The organism is Dactylosporangium sp. NPDC050588, from assembly GCF_040654975.1.
Taxonomy (GTDB): Bacteria; Actinomycetota; Actinomycetes; order Mycobacteriales; family Micromonosporaceae; genus Dactylosporangium; species Dactylosporangium maewongense.
The window spans coordinates 23,094-40,076 of sequence record NZ_JBFAJA010000016.1 but is presented as its reverse complement, the minus strand read 5'-3'; the positions used below and the strand labels follow the sequence as shown (position 1 = coordinate 40,076).

Here is a 16,983-nt window from a genome sequence, read left to right as displayed (position 1 = left end):
TCGGATGTCCCCGTCCGAGCGGGCCGACCTGGCCCGGCGCCTGGCCGTCCTCATTCCCGCACCGCGTGCGGGTGAGCGGACCCGGCGCCGGTTCGTCGTCGTGGTCGTCACCGCCGCCCTGTTCCTGATCCCGTGGGTGGCGGTGCTCGCGTGGACGTTGCCGCCGCGCTACCTCGCCGGCCACTGGCGCGCCACGTGGGTCGGCTTCGACCTGGTGCTCGCCGCCGCCCTCGCCGCCACCGCGTGGGCGGCGGCGCGGCGCCGCCAGGTCCTCCTGCTGACCGCGGTCGTCAGCTCGACCCTGCTGGTGTGCGACGCGTGGTTCGACCTGATGACGGCGGCGGGCCCCGACCGCTGGGTCAGCCTCGGCACCGCGCTGCTGGTCGAGCTGCCGCTGGCGGCGTGGCTGCTCTACGTCGCGCACCACCTGATCCGGCTCAGCCTGCGCCGCATGCTGACCCTGTCCGGCGAGTCGTTCACCGACCTGCCGCTGTGGCGGATGCCCCTCTTCGGCGTCCCGCCCCGCCATCGTCGTCAGCGCTGACCCCGTCGGCTTCGTCGTGAGCGCCGGTTCCGCCTTCAGCGCCGGCTTCGTCGGTACCGTGGCCGCATGACCCACTGGACCCTGGGCTGCGACGCGACGGACCCGCACGCCCTCGCCGCGTTCTGGGCGGCGGCGCTCGGCTACGTGCCGGAGCCCGGCTACGACGAGCCGGACGGCGCCTCGATCGTCGACCCCGCCGGCGCCGGCCCCGCGATCGGCTTCCTGCGCGTGCCGGAGGGCAAGACCGCGAAGAACCGGGTGCACATCGACATCCGGGTGGCCGGTCCGGCGACCATCCGCGACAAGGCCGCCGAGCTGGTCGCCGCGGGCGCCACGCTGGTGCGCGAGGAGCGCTACGGCGACCGGCTCGGCCACATCGTCATGCTCGACCCGGAGGGCAACGAGTTCTGCGTCGCCTAGCCCCTGACCTCCTCCAGTAGGGTCGGGCGGGTCGGGGACCAGCCGAGCGAGCGGGCCTTCGCGCCGGTGGCCCGCTGGTCCAGCAGCAGCGCGTCGGCGAAGAGGGCGCCGAGCCTGGCCCGGGACTCCTCGACGGTCTCCGGCACCACCTCGGCGCCGGTGGCCTCGGCGATCTCGCGGACGGTCGGGCTGGCGCCGGACACGCCGAGCACGTGCCCGAGGCGCTCGCCGCGCTCGACGACGGTGACGTACAGCGCGGCCACGTCCTCGACGTGCACGGTCGTCCAGTGCTGCGAGCCGTCGCCGACCAGCCGGACCTTGCCGTCGCCGGGCGTGAGCACGCCGGCGGGGATGCCGCCGCCGTGGCCGTACACGACGCCGGGCGTGACGATCGTGGCCACCAGGTCCGCGTCGAGCACCGACCGCTCCACCTCGGGCCGCCACGCGGTCAGCGCCGGCGGCGCGAGCGGCGAGTCCTCGGTGATGTCGGCGTTGCTGCCGTACAGCCAGACGCCGCTGGTGTGCACGTAGGGCTTCCCGGTCCCGGCGAGCGCCTCGACCGCCGCCTCGACGACCGCCCGGTCGAACTGCTCGCTGCTGCCGTCGCCGGGCGCCGCGGTGTGCACCACGGCGTCGGCGGCCGCGAACAGCCGCGCCGTCCACGCGGTGTCGTACAGGTCCCCGATGGCGGCCTCCGCCCCGGCCTTGCGCACCTTCTCGGCCGCCTCGTCGCTGCGCACCAGGGCCGTGACGGCGTGCCCCGCCGCGACGAGCTGCTCCAGCACCACGGATCCGATGTACCCGGTCCCACCGGTCAATGCGATGTTCATGCCACCGAGCCTAGGAGCGTCACGGCCTCCGGCGCAGCGTGACGCAGCCGGCGCCCGGGCCGGGAATACGCCTCCGACGAGGCTATTCCCGGCGGCCCGGTGACGCCTGACCTACGGCAGCGCCTCCGCCTTGCGCAGCAGGACCGCCCGTTCGCGGGCGTTGGTGCACAGGCGGGCGGCGCGCTCCAGCTCCGTCCGCGCCTCCCTGGTGCGCCCGAGCCGCCGCAGCAGCTCGCCGCGGACCCCGGGCAGCAGGTGCGAGCCGGGCAGCCGGTCGGCCGCGACCAGCTCGTCGACGATCGCGAGCCCCCGCAGCGGCCCGCTCGCCATCGCGACGGCGACGGCCCGGTTGAGCTCGACGACCGGCGACGGCGCGATCCGGCCGAGCGCCTCGTAGAGCAGCACGATGCGCTCCCAGTCGGTCTCCTCCACCGACGGCGCGGCGGCGTGGCACGCGGCGATGCCGGCCTGCAGCCCGTACGGGCCGAGCCCCCTCTTCGACGCGGCCGCGAACGCCGCGAGCCCCCGCCGGATCGCGGACCGGTCCCACAGCCGCCGGTCCTGGTCCTCCAGGAGCACCGCCTCGCCGTCCGGGCCGGTGCGCGCCGGGAAGCGGGCCGCGGTCAGCTCGCACAGCGCGAGCAGCCCGTGCACCTCGGGCTCGCCGGGCAGCACCGCGGCCAGCATCCGGGTCAGGCGGATCGCCTCGTACGCGAGGTCGGGGCGCAGCAGGTTGTCGCCGGCGGTCGCCGTCGAACCCTCGGTGAAGATCACGTAGAGGACGCTGAGGACCCCGCCGAGCCGCTGCCTGCGGTCCTGCGCGGGCGGCAGTTCGAACGGCACCTTCGCCGCCGCGATCGTCTTCTTCGCCCGGGTGATCCTCGCCTGTACGGTCGGCACCGGCACCAGGAACGCCCGGGCGATCTCCTCGCTGGACAGGCCGCCGACGGTGCGCAGCGTCAGGGCGACCCTCGCCTCCGGCGCGAGCACCGGATGGCAGGCCACGAACATCAGCGCGAGGATGTCGTCGTCGATGCGGTCCGGGTCCCACGGCAGGTCGTCCTGCTGCTGCGGCACCAGCGCCCCCGCGGCGGCATCACCCTCGCCGAGCTGGCCGGCTATGGCGGCGTACCGCTCGTCCCGCGCCGACCTGCGCCGGAAGCTGTCGATGGCGCGCCGCCGCGCGGTCGCCAGCAGCCACCCCACGGGGTTGTCCGGCGTGCCGTCGCGGGACCAGCTGACCAGCGCCTCCGCCACCGCTTCCTGCGCGACGTCCTCGGCGAGGCTGAAGTCGCCGGTGTACCGGCTGAGCGCCGCCACGATCCTCGCCGACTCGATCCGCCACACGGTCTCGACGGCCCGCCGCGCCGTCTCGGTGCCCGGCGGGCCGTCGGGGTCTGCGGAGTCCATGGGGGTCACAGCTGCCCGGTCCGCTCGCGCCTCGCCCGCTCCTTGGCGATCCACTCGTTGTCCTGCGGGAAGTCGTCGATGTCCGACACCCGCCGCACCTCGACCTTGGTGCCCGGCCCGCCCGGCAGGCGCCGCGCCCACTCGACGGCCTCCTCCTTCGAGGCGACGTCGAGGATGTAGAAGCCGCCGAACAGCTCCTTGGTCTCCCCGTACGGCCCGTCGGTGACCACGGGCGTCTCCCCGCCGAACTCCACGACCACGCCCTGGCCCGCGTCGTCGAGCCCCTCGGCCGCGACCATGACCCCGGCCCGGATCAGCTCGTCGTTGTATCGGCCCATCATGTCCAGGATCTCCTCGAACGGGATGTCCGCCGACTTCGCCATCGCCTCGTCGGTGGCCCGCAGGATCAGCATGTACTTCGCCATCGCCGTGCTCCTCGCCTTCGGTGGGGTCGCGTCCCGACCCTCTCACCCCGAGGTCGAACGGGCCCACCCGCCGATCGACACCCGCCCCGGAGAATCTTTCCCGCGTGCGTCCGGTCGATACAGTTCGGGGCCGCCGCTCGAAGGAGCGTCGCGCGGAGTTCCGCCGGCAGCTGGCGGTGGCCGACGAGACACGGTGAAGGCGCGGGGTTGGGCCCGCGCCTCCACCGGTCGTGCGGCGGTGCTGCTCAGCGGCGGTCGAGGAGGACCTCGGCGGCGCCGCCGTCGACGTGCAGGGCGTAGCGGTCGGCGGCCTGCTGCCAGCCGGGCAGGGCGATGACGGCGCCGCCGGCCAGGTTCTGCTTGGCCGAGGTGTCCAGGGTCGCCTTGCCCACGGTGCTGGTCTGGCCGAGCGTCAGCTGGGCCGGCGGGCCCGCCGGGGCGTGGACGAGGAGCTTGCCGACGCCGCCGACCCGGATCGGCAGCTCGCCCTCCGGCTTCGGGACGGTGACGTCGAGCTCCTGCACCCCGGCGACCACGTCGACGGCGGCGAGCCGGCCGGAGCCGAAGTCCACGACCTGCCGCAGGCCGCCGCCGGCGAGCTTGAGCGTCCAGCGGACGGTCGAGTTCAGGTACACGTGGACCGTCGCCTGGCCCGCGACCTCCGTGCCGTTCAGGCTGAGCCGGACGACCTCGCCGTCGACGGCCGCGGCGGGTTCGACGCGGCTGCCGGGCAGGGTCGAGGCGCGGTACAGGTAACCGTCCATCGGCTCGCTGTGGATGATCACCGACTCCGCGCCGGTGACCACCTCCAGCGTCGCCGCCTGCCGGCCGTCGTGCGCGCCGGTGACGGTGTGCACCGTCTCCTTCTCCGCCGGTGCGTCCGGCTTGGAGCTCCGGGTGGTGGCGATGACGAGGCCTGCCAGTACCAACGCCACCGCCACCACACCGGTCAGCAGCCGCAACAGGGGTGACTTGATCATGGGCTGGTGCAGCTCAGGGTCGGGGCGGTCGCCGGGGCGGTGCCGGTGGCGTTGAAGCCGAACGACGTGGTGGCGCCGGCGGCGAGGACCCTGTTCCAGTCGACGTTGCTGACGGCCGGATTCGGGGGCTGTGCGACGAGTGTGCCGTTCCACGGCGATCCCTCGAAGCCTTGTCCGCCGGTGTACGACCAGCGCACCGTCCATCCGTTGAGGCTGCCGCTGCCGTTGTTGCGGACGGTGACCTCGGCCTGGAAGTGCCCGGCCCATGAGCTGGGGACGATGCTCCAGGTGGCGGTGCAGGCGCCCGACCCCGTGGACGGCGAGTTCGACCGCGACGGGGACGTGCTCCTGGACGGTGACGTGCTCCTGGACGGGGAGGCGGACGCCGACGGCGACGTGCTCCTCGACGGGGAGACCGAGGCTGAGGGCGACGACGGCGCGCCGCCGATGCCGGTCACCTCGCCGTTGCCGCCGTCGAAGACGATGTCGGAGCAGCTGAAGAAGTTCTCCTGGCTGTCCGAGCGGACCCACTGGATGAACAGCATGTGCTTGCCGGTCTTGCCCGACGGCAGCGTCGCGTTGAACGAGTAGTAGTTCAGCGCGCCGGGCGGGCCGGACTGCGGCGGGTCGGTCGCGCTCCAGAACGGCTCCAGGTCACCCCACGCGAGCGGGGTGGTGGGGCTCCAGCCGTTGCGGGTGACGTACAGGTGGAACGTGCCGGGGTGCGCGGCCCAGTTGCTGTACCGCATCTGGATCGTGGCGCCGGCGGTCAGGTGGGTGGTCGGCCAGTCGGTCCGGGCGGCGTTGTACGCGGCGTACTTCGTCGTGCCCGCACCGCAGATCTGGCCGTCGGGGATGAAGCCGGTGGTGCGGCCGCCGGCGTCTGAGCGCAGCACGCCGAACCAGTCGTACAGCGGCTGCTGACCGCCCTGCGCGACGGCGTCGGCGCAGGCGGGGTTGGACGGGATGATCTGGCCGGTGGCCTTCAGGCCGTCCACGTAGCACAGGTAGGTGCGGCTGCCGGGCACCATCGCGACACCGTGGGCGCTCGCCGGGGCGGGCACCACGAGGACCGCGACAGCGCCGACGGCGAGGGCCGCCAAGACGCTCCACACTGGGCGCAATGTGCTCCTCCTCACATGAGGTGAGCGCAGTGTTCCCACGGCCTCCCGCCATTGGCAAGCATCGACGTCTCCGGTACGGCGGGACTTCGGCTTTCGCTTGAAAGTTCCACCGCGGCCGTCACACCGCGATCGACAGCCTCGCGGTGGTGCCCTTGCCGGCCGAGCTCAGCGAGACGGTGCCGCCGTGCGCGGTGGCGGCCTGGCGGGCGATGTGCAGGCCCAGCCCGACGCCGGGGACGGCCTGCTGGCGGGCGTGCCGGCCGCGGTAGAAGCGCTGGAAGACATACGGCAGCTCGTCGGCCGGGACGCCGACGCCGGTGTCCGCGACCTCGACGGTCGGCGCCGGGCCGCCGACCACCGCGACGGTGACGTCGCCGCCCGCGGGGGTGAAGAGCACCGCGTTGCGCACCAGCTGCTGCACCGCATGCGTCAGCTGGGTCACGTCGGCGCGGACGTCCACCCGTGCCGGCGAAGGAACCACCGACAGGGTCACCCCGCGCTGCTCGGCGAGGCTGCGGCAGGCCCGCCAGGCGGCCTCGACGACCATGGCCAGGTCGACCTGGGTGCGGTGCAGCTCGGTCAGGGCGTGCGCGGGGCGGGTGCCGGTCAGCAGGTGGTCGACCATGCGGACGAGCCGCTCGCCGTTGCGCTGGATCGGCTCCACGAGTCGGGCGTACGCGGCGAGCTGCTCCTCCTCCGCGAGGAGCTCCAGGTACCCCTGGATCGCCGCGACCGGGGTGCGCAGCTCGTGCGAGACCGTCGCGATCAGGTCCTCCTCGCGCTGCGTGGCGCGGGCCAGCTCGTCGCCGAGCTCGGCGAGCAGGAGCCGGTTGCGCAGCAGCGACAGGTGCCCGACGGCCTGCGCGGCGAGGGTGTCCAGGGCCTCGCGCTGGCGGGGGCCGAGGTCGCCGGGGCGGTCGTCGATGACGCACAGGGCACCGAGGGCGTGGCCGTCCTCGTCGACGAGCGGGGAGCCCGCGTAGAAGCGGATGTGCGGGTCGCCGGTGACGTTGGGGTACGTGCGGAAGTGCGGGTCGAGCCGGGCGTCGGGCACGACGAGCTGCCGCCGCTCGGGCAGGGTGTGCGCGCAGAACGAGACGTCGCGGGGCGTCTCGGCGTCGGCGAGGCCGGTGCTGCCGGCGAACCACTGCCGGTCCCGGTCGATGAGCGAGACCGAGGACATCGGCGCGTCGAAGATCGACGACGCGAGGCGGGTCAGCTCGTCGAGGGCCGCGGGGCGGGGGCCGTCGAGGATGCCGTAACTGTGCAACGCGGCGAGACGGGCATCCTCGTCGTGAGCATGTGTCGTCATCTCGTCTCCCAGGCTCGGTTGTGCCCCATCAGGTTCGGGAGGCCGGGGTGCCCGCCGCGATCACACCCGGTTGCCAAGTAGTAGCGGACCGCCGGAAGTGTCGGTGGTTGTGGTTAGGGTGTGGTTCTCGTCGTACTCGGGTTTCCGTTCTCGTCTTTCCGCTTTTTCGCTTTTCCGCTCACAGCATTATTCGCTTGTCCGAGTGAGTGCTCGCTCAGTAAGGTGGCCGTCGTGAACCAGCAGCCTGTCCGAGCCCGACGCCGGCGCGTCCCCGCGCTGTCGCCGGACGACCGGCGGGCGGCGATCGTCGCCGCGACCATCCCGCTGCTGCGCACCCACGGGGCGGCGGTCACCACGAAGCAGATCGCCGAGGCCGCGGGCGTCGCCGAAGGCACCATCTTCGGCGTCTTCCCCGACAAGGCGTCGCTGATCCTCGCCGCGCTCGGCACCGCCTTCGACCAGGAGACGGTGCTGCGCGACCTCGACGCGATCGACCGGCAGGCACCGCTGCGCAAGCGCATGCGCGACGCGGCGGCGGTCCTGCTGCGCCGGTTCGAGTCCAATGTCCAGCTCATGATGGTCGCCCGGACGCTGCCGATGGAGACCGGGCGACGCCAGGTCGAGCAGCTGATGGAGGGCCGCCGGGTGCTGACCGAGGCGGTCGAGGCCCTCATCGAGCCCGACCGGGCGCTGCTGCGGCGCAGCCCCGCCACCACCGCCGGCATGCTCGTGCTGCTCGTGATCGCGTCGGTCCGGCCGGAGCTGGCCGAGCCCGGCGAGCTCGACGCCGACGGCGTGGTCGCCGTCCTGCTCGACGGCCTGCTGGTCCGCCCGACCGACACCACCGGGGGAGACGCCTGACGATGTTGATCCGACTGCTCAAAACCTATCTGAGCCCGTATCGCAGGACGATCTGGCTCATCGTGCTGCTGCAGCTGGTGCAGACCACGGCGACGCTGTACCTGCCGACGCTCAACGCCGACATCATCGACGGCGGTGTCGTCACCGGCGACACCGGCTACATCATGCGCATCGGCGGCTGGATGCTCGCCGTCACGCTCGTGCAGATCGTCTGCTCCGCCGCCGCCGTCTACTACGGCGCCCGCACCGCGATGGCCCTCGGCCGGGACGTGCGCGCCGGCATCTTCGACAAGGTGCAGGAGCTGTCGGCGCGGGAGGTGGGGCAGTTCGGCGCGCCGTCGCTGATCACCCGCACGACCAACGACATCCAGCAGGTCCAGATGCTGGTGCTGATGACCTTCACGCTCATGGTCACGGCACCGATCATGTGCGTCGGCGGCATCATCCTCGCCCTCGTGCAGGACGTGCCGCTGTCGGCGCTGCTGCTGGTCGTGGTCCCGATCCTGATCGGGATCATCGCCGTCATCGTGGTGCGGATGCGGCCGCTGTTCCGCCTCATGCAGGTGCGCATCGACCTGGTCAACCGGGTCATCCGCGAGCAGATCACCGGCATCCGGGTGATCCGCGCCTTCGTCCGCGACGAGCACGAGCGGGTCCGGTTCGCCAAGACCAACGGCGACCTGCGCGACGTGTCCCTCGCCGTGGGCCGGCTGATGTCGCTGATGTTCCCCACCGTGATGCTGGTCGTCAACGCCTCCAGCATCCTCGTGCTCTGGTTCGGCGCGCACCGCATCGACACCGGCGGCATGCAGGTCGGGGCGCTGACCGCGTTCCTCAGCTACCTGATGCAGATCCTCATGGCGGTCATGATGGCGACGTTCATGTTCGTCATGATCCCGAGGGCCGAGGTGTGCGCGGAGCGCATCCAGGAGGTCCTCACCACCGAGTCCAGCGTCGTGGTGCCGGCGACGCCGGTCACCGTGCTGCCCCGCCATGGCGAGCTGGAGCTGCGCGGCGTCGAGTTCCGCTATCCCGGCGCGGAGTCGCCGGTCCTCAGCGGCATCGACCTCGCCGCCCGGCCCGGGCAGACCACGGCCATCATCGGCAGCACCGGCGCCGGCAAGACCACCCTGCTCAACCTGGTCCCCCGCCTGATGGACGCGACCGGTGGCACCGTCCTGGTGGACGGCGTCGACGTGCGCGACATCGACCCGGCGCTGCTGTCGGCGACGGTGAGCATGGTGCCGCAGAAGCCGTACCTCTTCTCCGGCACCGTCGCGTCCAACCTCCGCTACGGCCGGCCCGACGCGACCGACGCCGAGTTGTGGCGAGCCCTGGAGGTCGCGCAGGCCGCCGACTTCGTCCGGGCGATGCCCGAGGCGCTCGAGGCGCCGATCGCGCAGGGCGGCACCAACGTCTCGGGCGGGCAGCGGCAGCGGCTCGCGATCGCCCGGACACTCGTCGCCCGGCCTGAGGTCTACCTCTTCGACGACTCGTTCTCCGCCCTGGACTACGCGACCGACGCCGCGCTGCGCGACGCGTTGCGCGCCGAGATCGCCGACGCGACGGTCGTCATCGTCGCGCAGCGGGTCAGCACGATCCGCGACGCGCACACCATCGTCGTGCTCGACGAGGGCCGCGTGGTCGGCACGGGCACCCACACCGAGCTGATGGACGGCAACGCCACCTACCGCGAGATCGTCCTCTCCCAGCTCACCGAACAGGAGGCCGCAGCATGAGCGGCCAGCGAAGCGGCTCGGGCCGCTCATCAGCATTGCAGGTTCGGCTCAGGCCGACGCCGGAGCGCAGCGGAGGTGGCGGCATGAGCGGCCAGCGAAGCGGCTCGGGCCGCTCATCATGTGACAGGTTCGGCTCAGGCCGACGCCGGAGCGAAGCGGAGGTGGCGGCATGACCGGACCGGGGCGCCCTGGTGGGCCGGGTGGCGGGTCGCGGCCTTCGCCGCCCGCGTTCGGGCCTGGGCGGATGATGATGGGCGCCGGCGGGCCGCCGGCGAAGCTGGAGGACTTCAAGGGCTCGTCCAAGCGGCTGCTGCGGATGCTCGCGCCCGACCGGATGCTCGTCGCGGCCGTGCTGGTCTTCGGCATCGGCAGCGTCGTGCTCTCCGTCATCGGGCCGCGGCTGCTCGGCCACGCCACCGACGTCATCTTCGAGGGCATCGTCGGCCGGCAGCTGCCCGCGGGCATCAGCAAGGCCGACGCGGTCGCGGGTGCGCGGGAGCGCGGGCAGGACCGCTTCGCCGACCTGCTCGCCGCCATGGACCACGTCGTGCCCGGCCGGGGCATCGACTTCGCCCGGCTCGAGCGGGTCCTGCTGTGGGTCGCCGTCGTGTACCTCGGCGCCTGGATCCTCGGCCTGCTCCAGGCCCGGCTCACCACCGTCGTCGTGCAGCGCACCGTCTACCGGCTCCGCGAGCAGGTGTCGGCGAAGCTGTCCCGGCTGCCGCTGAGCTACTTCGACCAGCAGCCGCGCGGCGAGGTCCTCAGCCGCGCCACCAACGACACCGACAACATCGCGATGACCCTGCAGCAGTCGCTGAGCATGTTGCTCACGTCGCTGCTGACGATCTTCGGTGTCCTCGGCATGATGTTCTGGATCTCGCCGCTGCTCGCGATCATCGCGCTGGTCACGGTGCCGGTGTCGGTGCTGGTCACCATGCGCATCGGCAAGCGGTCGCAGCCGCAGTTCGTGAAGCAGTGGGCCAGCACCGGCAAGCTCAACGGGCACATCGAGGAGATGTTCACCGGGCACTCCGTGGTGAAGATCTTCGGCCGGCAGGCCGAGGCCGCGAAGACGTTCGAGGAGCACAACGAGGCGCTGTTCACCGCGTCGTTCCGGGCGCAGTTCATCTCCGGGCTCATCCAGCCCGCGATGATGTTCATCGGCAACCTCAACTACGTGCTCGTCGCCGTCGTCGGCGGCCTGCGGGTCGCGTCGGGGTCGCTGTCGCTCGGCGACGTGCAGGCGTTCATCCAGTACTCCCGCCAGTTCAGCCAGCCGCTGACCCAGGTCGCGAGCATGGCCAACCTGGTGCAGTCGGGTGTCGCCTCCGCCGAGCGGGTGTTCCAGCTGCTCGACGCCGACGAGCAGTCGCCGGACCCGGTCAAGCCGGCGCGCCCCGCCCAGGTGCGGGGGAAGGTGACGTTCGAGGGCGTCTCCTTCCGGTACAAGGCGGACGAACCCCTGATCGAGGACCTCTCCCTCACCGTGGAGCCGGGCCAGACGGTCGCGATCGTCGGCCCGACCGGCGCCGGCAAGACCACGCTCGTCAACCTGGTCATGCGCTTCTACGACCTGACCGCCGGGCGCATCCTCCTCGACGACGTCGACATCGCCACCATGTCCCGCGACGACCTCCGCGAACAGATCGGCATGGTCCTCCAGGACACGTGGCTCTTCCAGGGCACCATCGCGGAGAACCTCGCGTATGGCGCCGACCACCCGACCCAGGACAAGATCGTCGCGGCCGCCGAGACCGCCCACGCGGACCGCTTCGTCCGCACCCTCCCCGACGGCTACGACACCGTCATCGACGAGGAGGGCGCCGGCGTCTCGGCGGGCGAGAAGCAGCTCATCACGATCGCCCGGGCGTTCCTCGCCGAGCCGACGATCCTCATCCTCGACGAGGCGACCAGCTCCGTCGACACCCGCACCGAGGTCCTGATCCAGCGCGCGATGACCACCCTGCGCGCCGGCCGGACCAGCTTCGTCATCGCCCACCGCCTGTCCACCATCCGCGACGCCGACCTCATCCTCGTGATGGAGCACGGCACCATCGTCGAGCAGGGCACCCACTCGTCCCTGCTCGCCTCCGGCGGCGCCTACGCCAGGCTGTACTCGGCCCAGTTCGCCGCCGCCGCGGTTGAGGTCGACTGACCTCGCCCACTCACCCGCACTTTCCCGGGCCGGTCCGGCAGGAGCAAGGCCTCCCGCCGGACCGGCCCGGCCTCGCCGCGACCACCTCGCTGGAGGGTGGCGGGGCATCGGCTGAGCTGCGGCGGAACGGAGTTGGAAATTCGTTTGGGTGGCGTGTCGATCCTCGGGTGGGTCGTTCGACCTTGGGGTGAGAAGGTCGAGGAGCGACCTTCACCGTGAGGAGAACCACGATGGCGAAGTACATGCTGATCATGCGCGGCAGCGATGAGTCGACGGCGAAGATGATGGAAACGCCGTTCGAGGAGATGCTGGAGACGGTCGGCAAGTTCAATGAGGAGCTGATGCGGGCCGGGGTGCTGCTGGCGGCGGAGGGGCTTGACGACCCGGCGCAGGGGGTCGTGGTGCACTTCGACGGGGAGACGCCGGTGGTCACCGACGGGCCGTACGGGGAGACGAAGGAGCTGTTCGGCGGCTTCTACCTCCTCGAGGTCGCTTCGAAGGACGAGGCGGTCGAGTGGGCCAAGCGGCTCCCCCAGTTCCCCGGCAGCAAGGTCGAGGTCCGGCGGGTGCCGAGCATCGACGAGTTCCCGCAGGACAACGAGTGGATCGCCAAGGAGCGGGTCTGGCGGGAGCGGACCGGCCAGCTCTGACCACGTGGCACCGGCAGCGGGGGGCCGCTGTGGCGGGCCCCCGCGCCGGAACCGGAAAGCGTGCCCCTGACGTACCGAAAACGGACGGCCGCGATAGGGTCCGGCGATGATCGATGAGGACGGCTACTTCGGGGAGCGGGTCGCGGCCCGGTACGACGAGTCGTCGAGGGAGATGGCGGACCCCGCGGTCGTGAAGCCGGCCGTCGACACCCTTGTCGAGCTCGCCGACGGCGGGCCGGCGCTGGAGCTGGGTATCGGCACGGGGCGGATCGCGCTGCCGCTCTCGGCGCGTGGGGTGCCCGTGCACGGGATCGACATGTCCCGGGCGATGGTGGCCCGGCTGCGGGAGAAGCCCGGCGGCGACGCGATCGGCGTGACGATCGGGGACTTCGCGACGACGCGGGTGGACCAGTCGTTCGCCGTCGCGTACCTCGTCTTCAACACGATCATGAACCTGACGACGCAGGCGGCGCAGGTCGCGTGCTTCCGCAACGTGGCCGCGCACCTGCAGCCCGGTGGGCGGTTCGCGGTCGAGGTGATGATGCCCGACCTGCGGCGGCTGCCGCCGGGGCAGGACGTGGTGCCGTTCCTGGTGAGCGAGACCCGCTGGGCGTACGACCTCTACGACGTCGCGACCCAGTCGATGAGCTCGAACTACGTCGAGGTCTCCGGGGGCCGCGGCGGCTTCCGGTCGATCCCGTTCCGGTACGTGTGGCCGGCCGAGCTGGACCTGATGGCGCAGATCGCGGGGCTGCGGCCGCTCGCGCGCTGGGCGAACTGGCAGCAGGAGCCCTTCACGAGTGAGAGCGTCCAGCACGTCTCGGTGTGGGAGAAGCCCGTCCTGCCGGACTGACGCACAATGTGACCGGAGCGAGGGGGGCTACGGTATGCGGAACCGGCGGGTGAGCCTGCTCGACATCGGGCTGGACCAGTCGTTCGACGCGTCGATGGCGTTCGTGCAGTCGACGTTGCAGAGCATCAACGCCGGGTTACCCGTCCCGATCGTCGACATCGACTTCGTGCGGTCCCGTGACCCCGACACGATCTTCGCCGCGTTCACGGCGGCGTGCGACGTGCTGCACGTGATGGCGCACGGTGACCACGCGGAGACGCCGACGTTCAGCAGTACCGACGGCAAGACGATGCTGGCGTTGCAGGAGTTCGGCGACTACGCGGCCGAGCGCGGGCACGGGCTCAACGCGAGTGCGGTCCTCGCCGACGGCTGCAAGACCGGGATCGGCGCCTGGCAGAAGGCGCTGCGCGACTGCCTGCACGGTGAGATCGTCTACATCGGCACGTCCACCCGGGTGGGCTGGCACGAGGGCACCGTGTTCGCCTCGGCGTTCTACGGCGCGCTGTTCCGGAACAAGGGCAAGGGGCAGACGCCCCTCGCTCAGGCCCTGGACGCGGCCGACCGGGCGGTCAAGGCGTACGAGGCGATCACCGACCGGGCCTGCCCCTACAAGGTGATGGTCCTGGAGCCGAGCCGCCAGGCGCGGCTGGCGTTCCGCTGATCACAAGTTTCGCTGATCCCAGATGTTCCGCTGATCCCAGATGTTCCGCTGATCCCATGGAGGAAGACGTCATGATCTTCATTACGGCGAAGTTCCAGGTCCTGCCGGAGCACGCGGAGCGGTGGCCGGAGATCGCCGCGGACTTCACCCGGGCGACGCGGGCCGAGCCGGGCTGCCTGTGGTTCGACTGGTCCCGCAGCCTCGCCGACCCGAACGAATACGTGCTGGTCGAGGCGTTCCGCGACGGTGACGCCGGCGGCGCGCACGTCCAGTCGGCGCACTTCAAGGACGCGCAGCGGACGCTGCCGCAGTACCTCGCCGCGACCCCGCGGATCGTCAACGCGACCGTCGACCAGGACGACTGGTCCGAGCTCGGCGAGCTCGCAGTCAACCGATAGCAGCATAAATTCGGACTTGTCGGGTACTCCGGTCCGGTGCTGACGAATCTCGCGCATCTGGACTCGTTGCGGGTCCGCCTCACCCCGCCGCCGCAGCCGGGGCATACGACGTTCCGCCTGGCCGAGGAGCCGGCGGTCGAGGTCGTCTGGACCTACGCCGAGCGGCTCCCGGACGGCACCTACCTCCCGGTCGGCGGCGGGCCCGTCGACCCCGACAACGGCTACTACACGCAGGGCGCGTTCAACGCCGACGACATCGCCCGCGCCGCCGTCGTCTATGTGCGGCACTGGCGGGCGACCGGCGCCGGCACCAGCCGCGACGCCGCCCGGCAGCTGCTGCGCGGCCTGTGCTTCCTGCAGACCGTCCACGACGACGAGACCGACGACGACCCCGGCGACCTTGCCCACGGCAACGTCGTGCTGTGGCAGCAGCCGGACGGCACCCTGAACCGCAGCGGCATCCCCGCGGAGAGCCCCGACCCGTCCGACGAGGGTGAGTCGGCGTGGCTGGCCCGCACCGTATGGGCGCTCGGCGAGGGCTTCGCCGCGTTCAGCGCCGACGACGGCGGAGAGCCCGAGTTCCCGGCGTTCCTGCGCCGCCGGCTCCGGCTGGCGATGAGCGCCATCCGGCGGCAGGTGCTGCCACGGTACGGCCAGTGGCGCGTCGTCGAGGAGTCCGCCACCCCGGCGTGGCTGATCGGCGACGGCGCCGACCTCACCGGCGAGGCGCTGCTGGGGCTCTGCGCGTACACCGGCTGCACCGGCGACGACGACGCCCGCAAGCTCATCGAACAGCTCGCCGAGGGCGTCACGGCGATGCGGACCGGCACCCCGTGGACGTGGCCGTTCGGGGCGGTGCTGCCGTCGGCGCTGTCCCGCAGCGCCTGGCACGCGTGGGCCGGGCTCGCACCGGCCGGACTCGCCCGCGTGTACGAGGTCGCCGGCGACCTCGCCGCCCGCGACGCCGCCCTGGCCGACGCCGCGTCGTTCACCCCGCACCTGCTGGTCGAGGGCGGACCGGACAACCTGCGGGTCGCGGTGCCGGGCGCGCGGGAGGCGCTGACGATCGACGGGGTGCAGCTGTCGTACGGCGCGCAGTCCCGCGTCGAGTCGCTGCTGACCACGGCACGGGTGACGGGCCGCCCGGCGCTGTCGACGCTCGCGGGGATCGCCGGCTCGTGGTTCTTCGGCAACAACCCGGCCGGCGCGCCCATGTACGACCCGGCGACCGGCCGCACCTACGACGGTGTCGACATCGTCGACGGGGCGCCGCGGCAGCAGGAACGGCGCGGGGTGGTGCACCGCGACGCGGGCGCGGAGTCGACGATCCACGGACTCCTGGCGATGCTGGCCCTGGACGCGGACCCGCACGCGGCCGCGGTCGCGCGGATCGCCGAGGCGGACCCGGACACGTCGACGACGGCCGGCAGCTGCCGCGACGACGGGGAGATCCACTGCCTGACGCTGCGCGACCCGCAGCACCGGGCGCGGGTGACGCTGCTGCGCAGCGTCGCGACGAGCACCCGCGTCTGCGACGTCGACATGGCGACCAGATCCGGCGGGGCCGGCGGGGCCCTTGAGGGCGCCGCGACCGTGACCGTCAACGACCCCGGCGGCGAGGAGCTGGAGCACTACACGACGACCGCCGGCCGTATCCGCGCCCTCGTCCCCGCCGGTGGCTTCACCATCATCTCCCGGCTGCCTGAGGCGGGCTGACGCACAAGCCCCGGGAGCCGGCGGGCACGATCATCAACCGCATCGAGCGCTGCATGCGGCCCAGCGTCCGATGCGTGGGCGTCGCCGTGGTCAGCGGCGGGTACGGATCGGGTAAACCGGTACCCTGACCCGATGTCCGCACGCCCCTCGCACGTCCTCGGCGCCGTCGCCGTGGGCGGGTCAGCGGGCAGCGCCGCCCGGTACGGGGTGGCGCTGCTGCTGCCGCACGACGCCCAGGCGGGCGTGCCGTGGTCGACCATCGCCGTGAACGCGACAGGATGCCTGCTCATCGGGGTCCTCGTGGTCGTCGTCGAGGGCCGGCACCCGCTGCTGCGGCCGCTGCTCGGGGTCGGGGTGCTGGGCGGGTTCACGACGTTCTCCACCTACACCGTCGACGCCGTCGTCCTCGCCTCCAGGGGTGCCGCCTGGACCGCGGCCGCCTACGTCGCCGGGACGCTGGTCACCGCGATGGCGGCCGTGTCGTTCGGCGTGTGGTCCGCCCGCCGCCTGACGAGGCGTCCCGCATGACGCTGCTGCTGGTGCTGATCGGCGGGGCGGTCGGGGCGCCCGCCCGGTACCTCACCGAGCGGGCGCTCAAGGACCGCTCACCCCTCGGGACGCTGATCGTCAACGTCTTCGGCAGCGCGCTGCTCGGGTCGCTGATCGGCGCCGGCGACGCGCTGCCCGCCACCGTGAGGACCCTGGTGGGCACGGGGTTCTGCGGCGCGTTGACGACGTACAGCACGTTCAGCCTGGAGACGCTGCGCCTCGTCGAGGAGGGCCGGCCGCGGCGGGCGGCCGCGTACGTGACGGCGAGCCTGGTGCTGGGACTCGCCGCCGCGACGGCCGGCTACACACTGACGCAGACGCTGCGGTAGCAGCCGGCCGGGCGGCGGCGCTCGTCA

General features: G+C 72.4%; 18 protein-coding genes. 12 read left to right on the top strand and 6 right to left on the bottom strand.

The features are described 5' to 3' along the window. Nucleotides 1–4: 4 nt before the first annotated feature. Both AB0I21_RS13120 and AB0I21_RS13115 read left to right on the top strand, forming a co-directional pair. A complete protein-coding gene (locus AB0I21_RS13120) occupies nt 5–544 on the top strand; it encodes a hypothetical protein (protein ID WP_360560823.1) in 540 nt (179 codons plus the stop codon). A 66-nt stretch (nt 545–610) separates the two neighbouring features. Further along, the gene (locus AB0I21_RS13115; RefSeq protein WP_360560821.1) at nt 611–964 is read left to right on the top strand and encodes a VOC family protein; all 354 of its coding nucleotides are present in this window, start codon (nt 611–613) and stop codon (nt 962–964) included. On the opposite strand, the gene AB0I21_RS13110 is transcribed toward AB0I21_RS13115, so the two are convergent. The 6 genes from AB0I21_RS13110 to AB0I21_RS13085 form a co-directional block, all read right to left on the bottom strand. Beyond that, on the bottom strand, nt 961–1,794 hold the full coding sequence (locus tag AB0I21_RS13110; protein WP_360560819.1) for an NAD-dependent epimerase/dehydratase family protein: 834 nt from the start codon (nt 1,792–1,794) through the stop codon (nt 961–963). The two genes, AB0I21_RS13115 and AB0I21_RS13110, sit on opposite strands and share 4 nt — an antisense overlap. Nucleotides 1,795–1,905: 111 nt before the next feature. Continuing rightward, entirely contained in the window at nt 1,906–3,204 is a 1,299-nt protein-coding gene (locus tag AB0I21_RS13105; RefSeq protein ID WP_360560817.1) for an RNA polymerase sigma factor, read from the bottom strand. Between the two features lie 5 nt (nt 3,205–3,209). Then, nucleotides 3,210–3,629, bottom strand: coding sequence for a YciI family protein (locus AB0I21_RS13100; protein ID WP_360560816.1), 420 nt, complete (start codon nt 3,627–3,629; stop codon nt 3,210–3,212). 245 nt (nt 3,630–3,874) lie between these two features. Further along, complete coding sequence (locus AB0I21_RS13095; protein WP_344504336.1) at nt 3,875–4,609, bottom strand: hypothetical protein; 735 nt, start codon at nt 4,607–4,609, stop codon at nt 3,875–3,877. Then, the gene (locus tag AB0I21_RS13090) at nt 4,606–5,724 is read right to left on the bottom strand and encodes a lytic polysaccharide monooxygenase (RefSeq protein ID WP_360560814.1); all 1,119 of its coding nucleotides are present in this window, start codon (nt 5,722–5,724) and stop codon (nt 4,606–4,608) included. The genes AB0I21_RS13095 and AB0I21_RS13090 overlap by 4 nt, the downstream gene beginning before the upstream one ends. A gap of 127 nt (nt 5,725–5,851) precedes the next feature. Further along, nucleotides 5,852–7,045 (bottom strand): GAF domain-containing sensor histidine kinase, encoded by a 1,194-nt coding sequence (locus AB0I21_RS13085; RefSeq protein ID WP_360560812.1) that lies wholly within the window; start codon nt 7,043–7,045, stop codon nt 5,852–5,854. A gap of 231 nt (nt 7,046–7,276) precedes the next feature. Between AB0I21_RS13085 and AB0I21_RS13080 the strand changes: the two genes are divergently transcribed. From AB0I21_RS13080 to crcB, 10 genes are all read left to right on the top strand, one after another. Further along, complete coding sequence (locus tag AB0I21_RS13080; RefSeq protein ID WP_360560810.1) at nt 7,277–7,906, top strand: helix-turn-helix domain-containing protein; 630 nt, start codon at nt 7,277–7,279, stop codon at nt 7,904–7,906. 2 nt (nt 7,907–7,908) lie between these two features. Continuing rightward, the gene (locus tag AB0I21_RS13075; protein WP_360560808.1) at nt 7,909–9,645 is read left to right on the top strand and encodes an ABC transporter ATP-binding protein; all 1,737 of its coding nucleotides are present in this window, start codon (nt 7,909–7,911) and stop codon (nt 9,643–9,645) included. A gap of 244 nt (nt 9,646–9,889) precedes the next feature. Next, nucleotides 9,890–11,800: an ABC transporter ATP-binding protein gene (locus tag AB0I21_RS13070; RefSeq protein ID WP_360561009.1), complete on the top strand. Its 1,911-nt coding sequence runs from the start codon at nt 9,890–9,892 to the stop codon at nt 11,798–11,800. 215 nt (nt 11,801–12,015) lie between these two features. After that, on the top strand, nt 12,016–12,450 hold the full coding sequence (locus tag AB0I21_RS13065) for a YciI family protein (protein WP_360560806.1): 435 nt from the start codon (nt 12,016–12,018) through the stop codon (nt 12,448–12,450). 106 nt (nt 12,451–12,556) lie between these two features. Further along, a complete protein-coding gene (locus AB0I21_RS13060) occupies nt 12,557–13,303 on the top strand; it encodes a class I SAM-dependent methyltransferase (protein ID WP_360560804.1) in 747 nt (248 codons plus the stop codon). Between the two features lie 49 nt (nt 13,304–13,352). Further along, nucleotides 13,353–13,964 (top strand): hypothetical protein, encoded by a 612-nt coding sequence (locus tag AB0I21_RS13055; RefSeq protein ID WP_354898569.1) that lies wholly within the window; start codon nt 13,353–13,355, stop codon nt 13,962–13,964. Nucleotides 13,965–14,035: 71 nt separating this feature from the next. After that, a complete protein-coding gene (locus tag AB0I21_RS13050; RefSeq protein WP_360560802.1) occupies nt 14,036–14,362 on the top strand; it encodes a putative quinol monooxygenase in 327 nt (108 codons plus the stop codon). Between the two features lie 36 nt (nt 14,363–14,398). Further along, nucleotides 14,399–16,078 (top strand): hypothetical protein, encoded by a 1,680-nt coding sequence (locus AB0I21_RS13045; RefSeq protein WP_360560800.1) that lies wholly within the window; start codon nt 14,399–14,401, stop codon nt 16,076–16,078. Between the two features lie 132 nt (nt 16,079–16,210). Continuing rightward, nucleotides 16,211–16,606, top strand: a complete 396-nt coding sequence (locus tag AB0I21_RS13040; RefSeq protein ID WP_344504323.1) for a CrcB family protein — start codon at nt 16,211–16,213, stop codon at nt 16,604–16,606. After that, entirely contained in the window at nt 16,603–16,956 is a 354-nt protein-coding gene (gene crcB, locus AB0I21_RS13035; RefSeq protein WP_360560798.1) for a fluoride efflux transporter CrcB, read from the top strand. The genes AB0I21_RS13040 and crcB overlap by 4 nt, the downstream gene beginning before the upstream one ends. Nucleotides 16,957–16,983 lie beyond the last annotated feature (27 nt).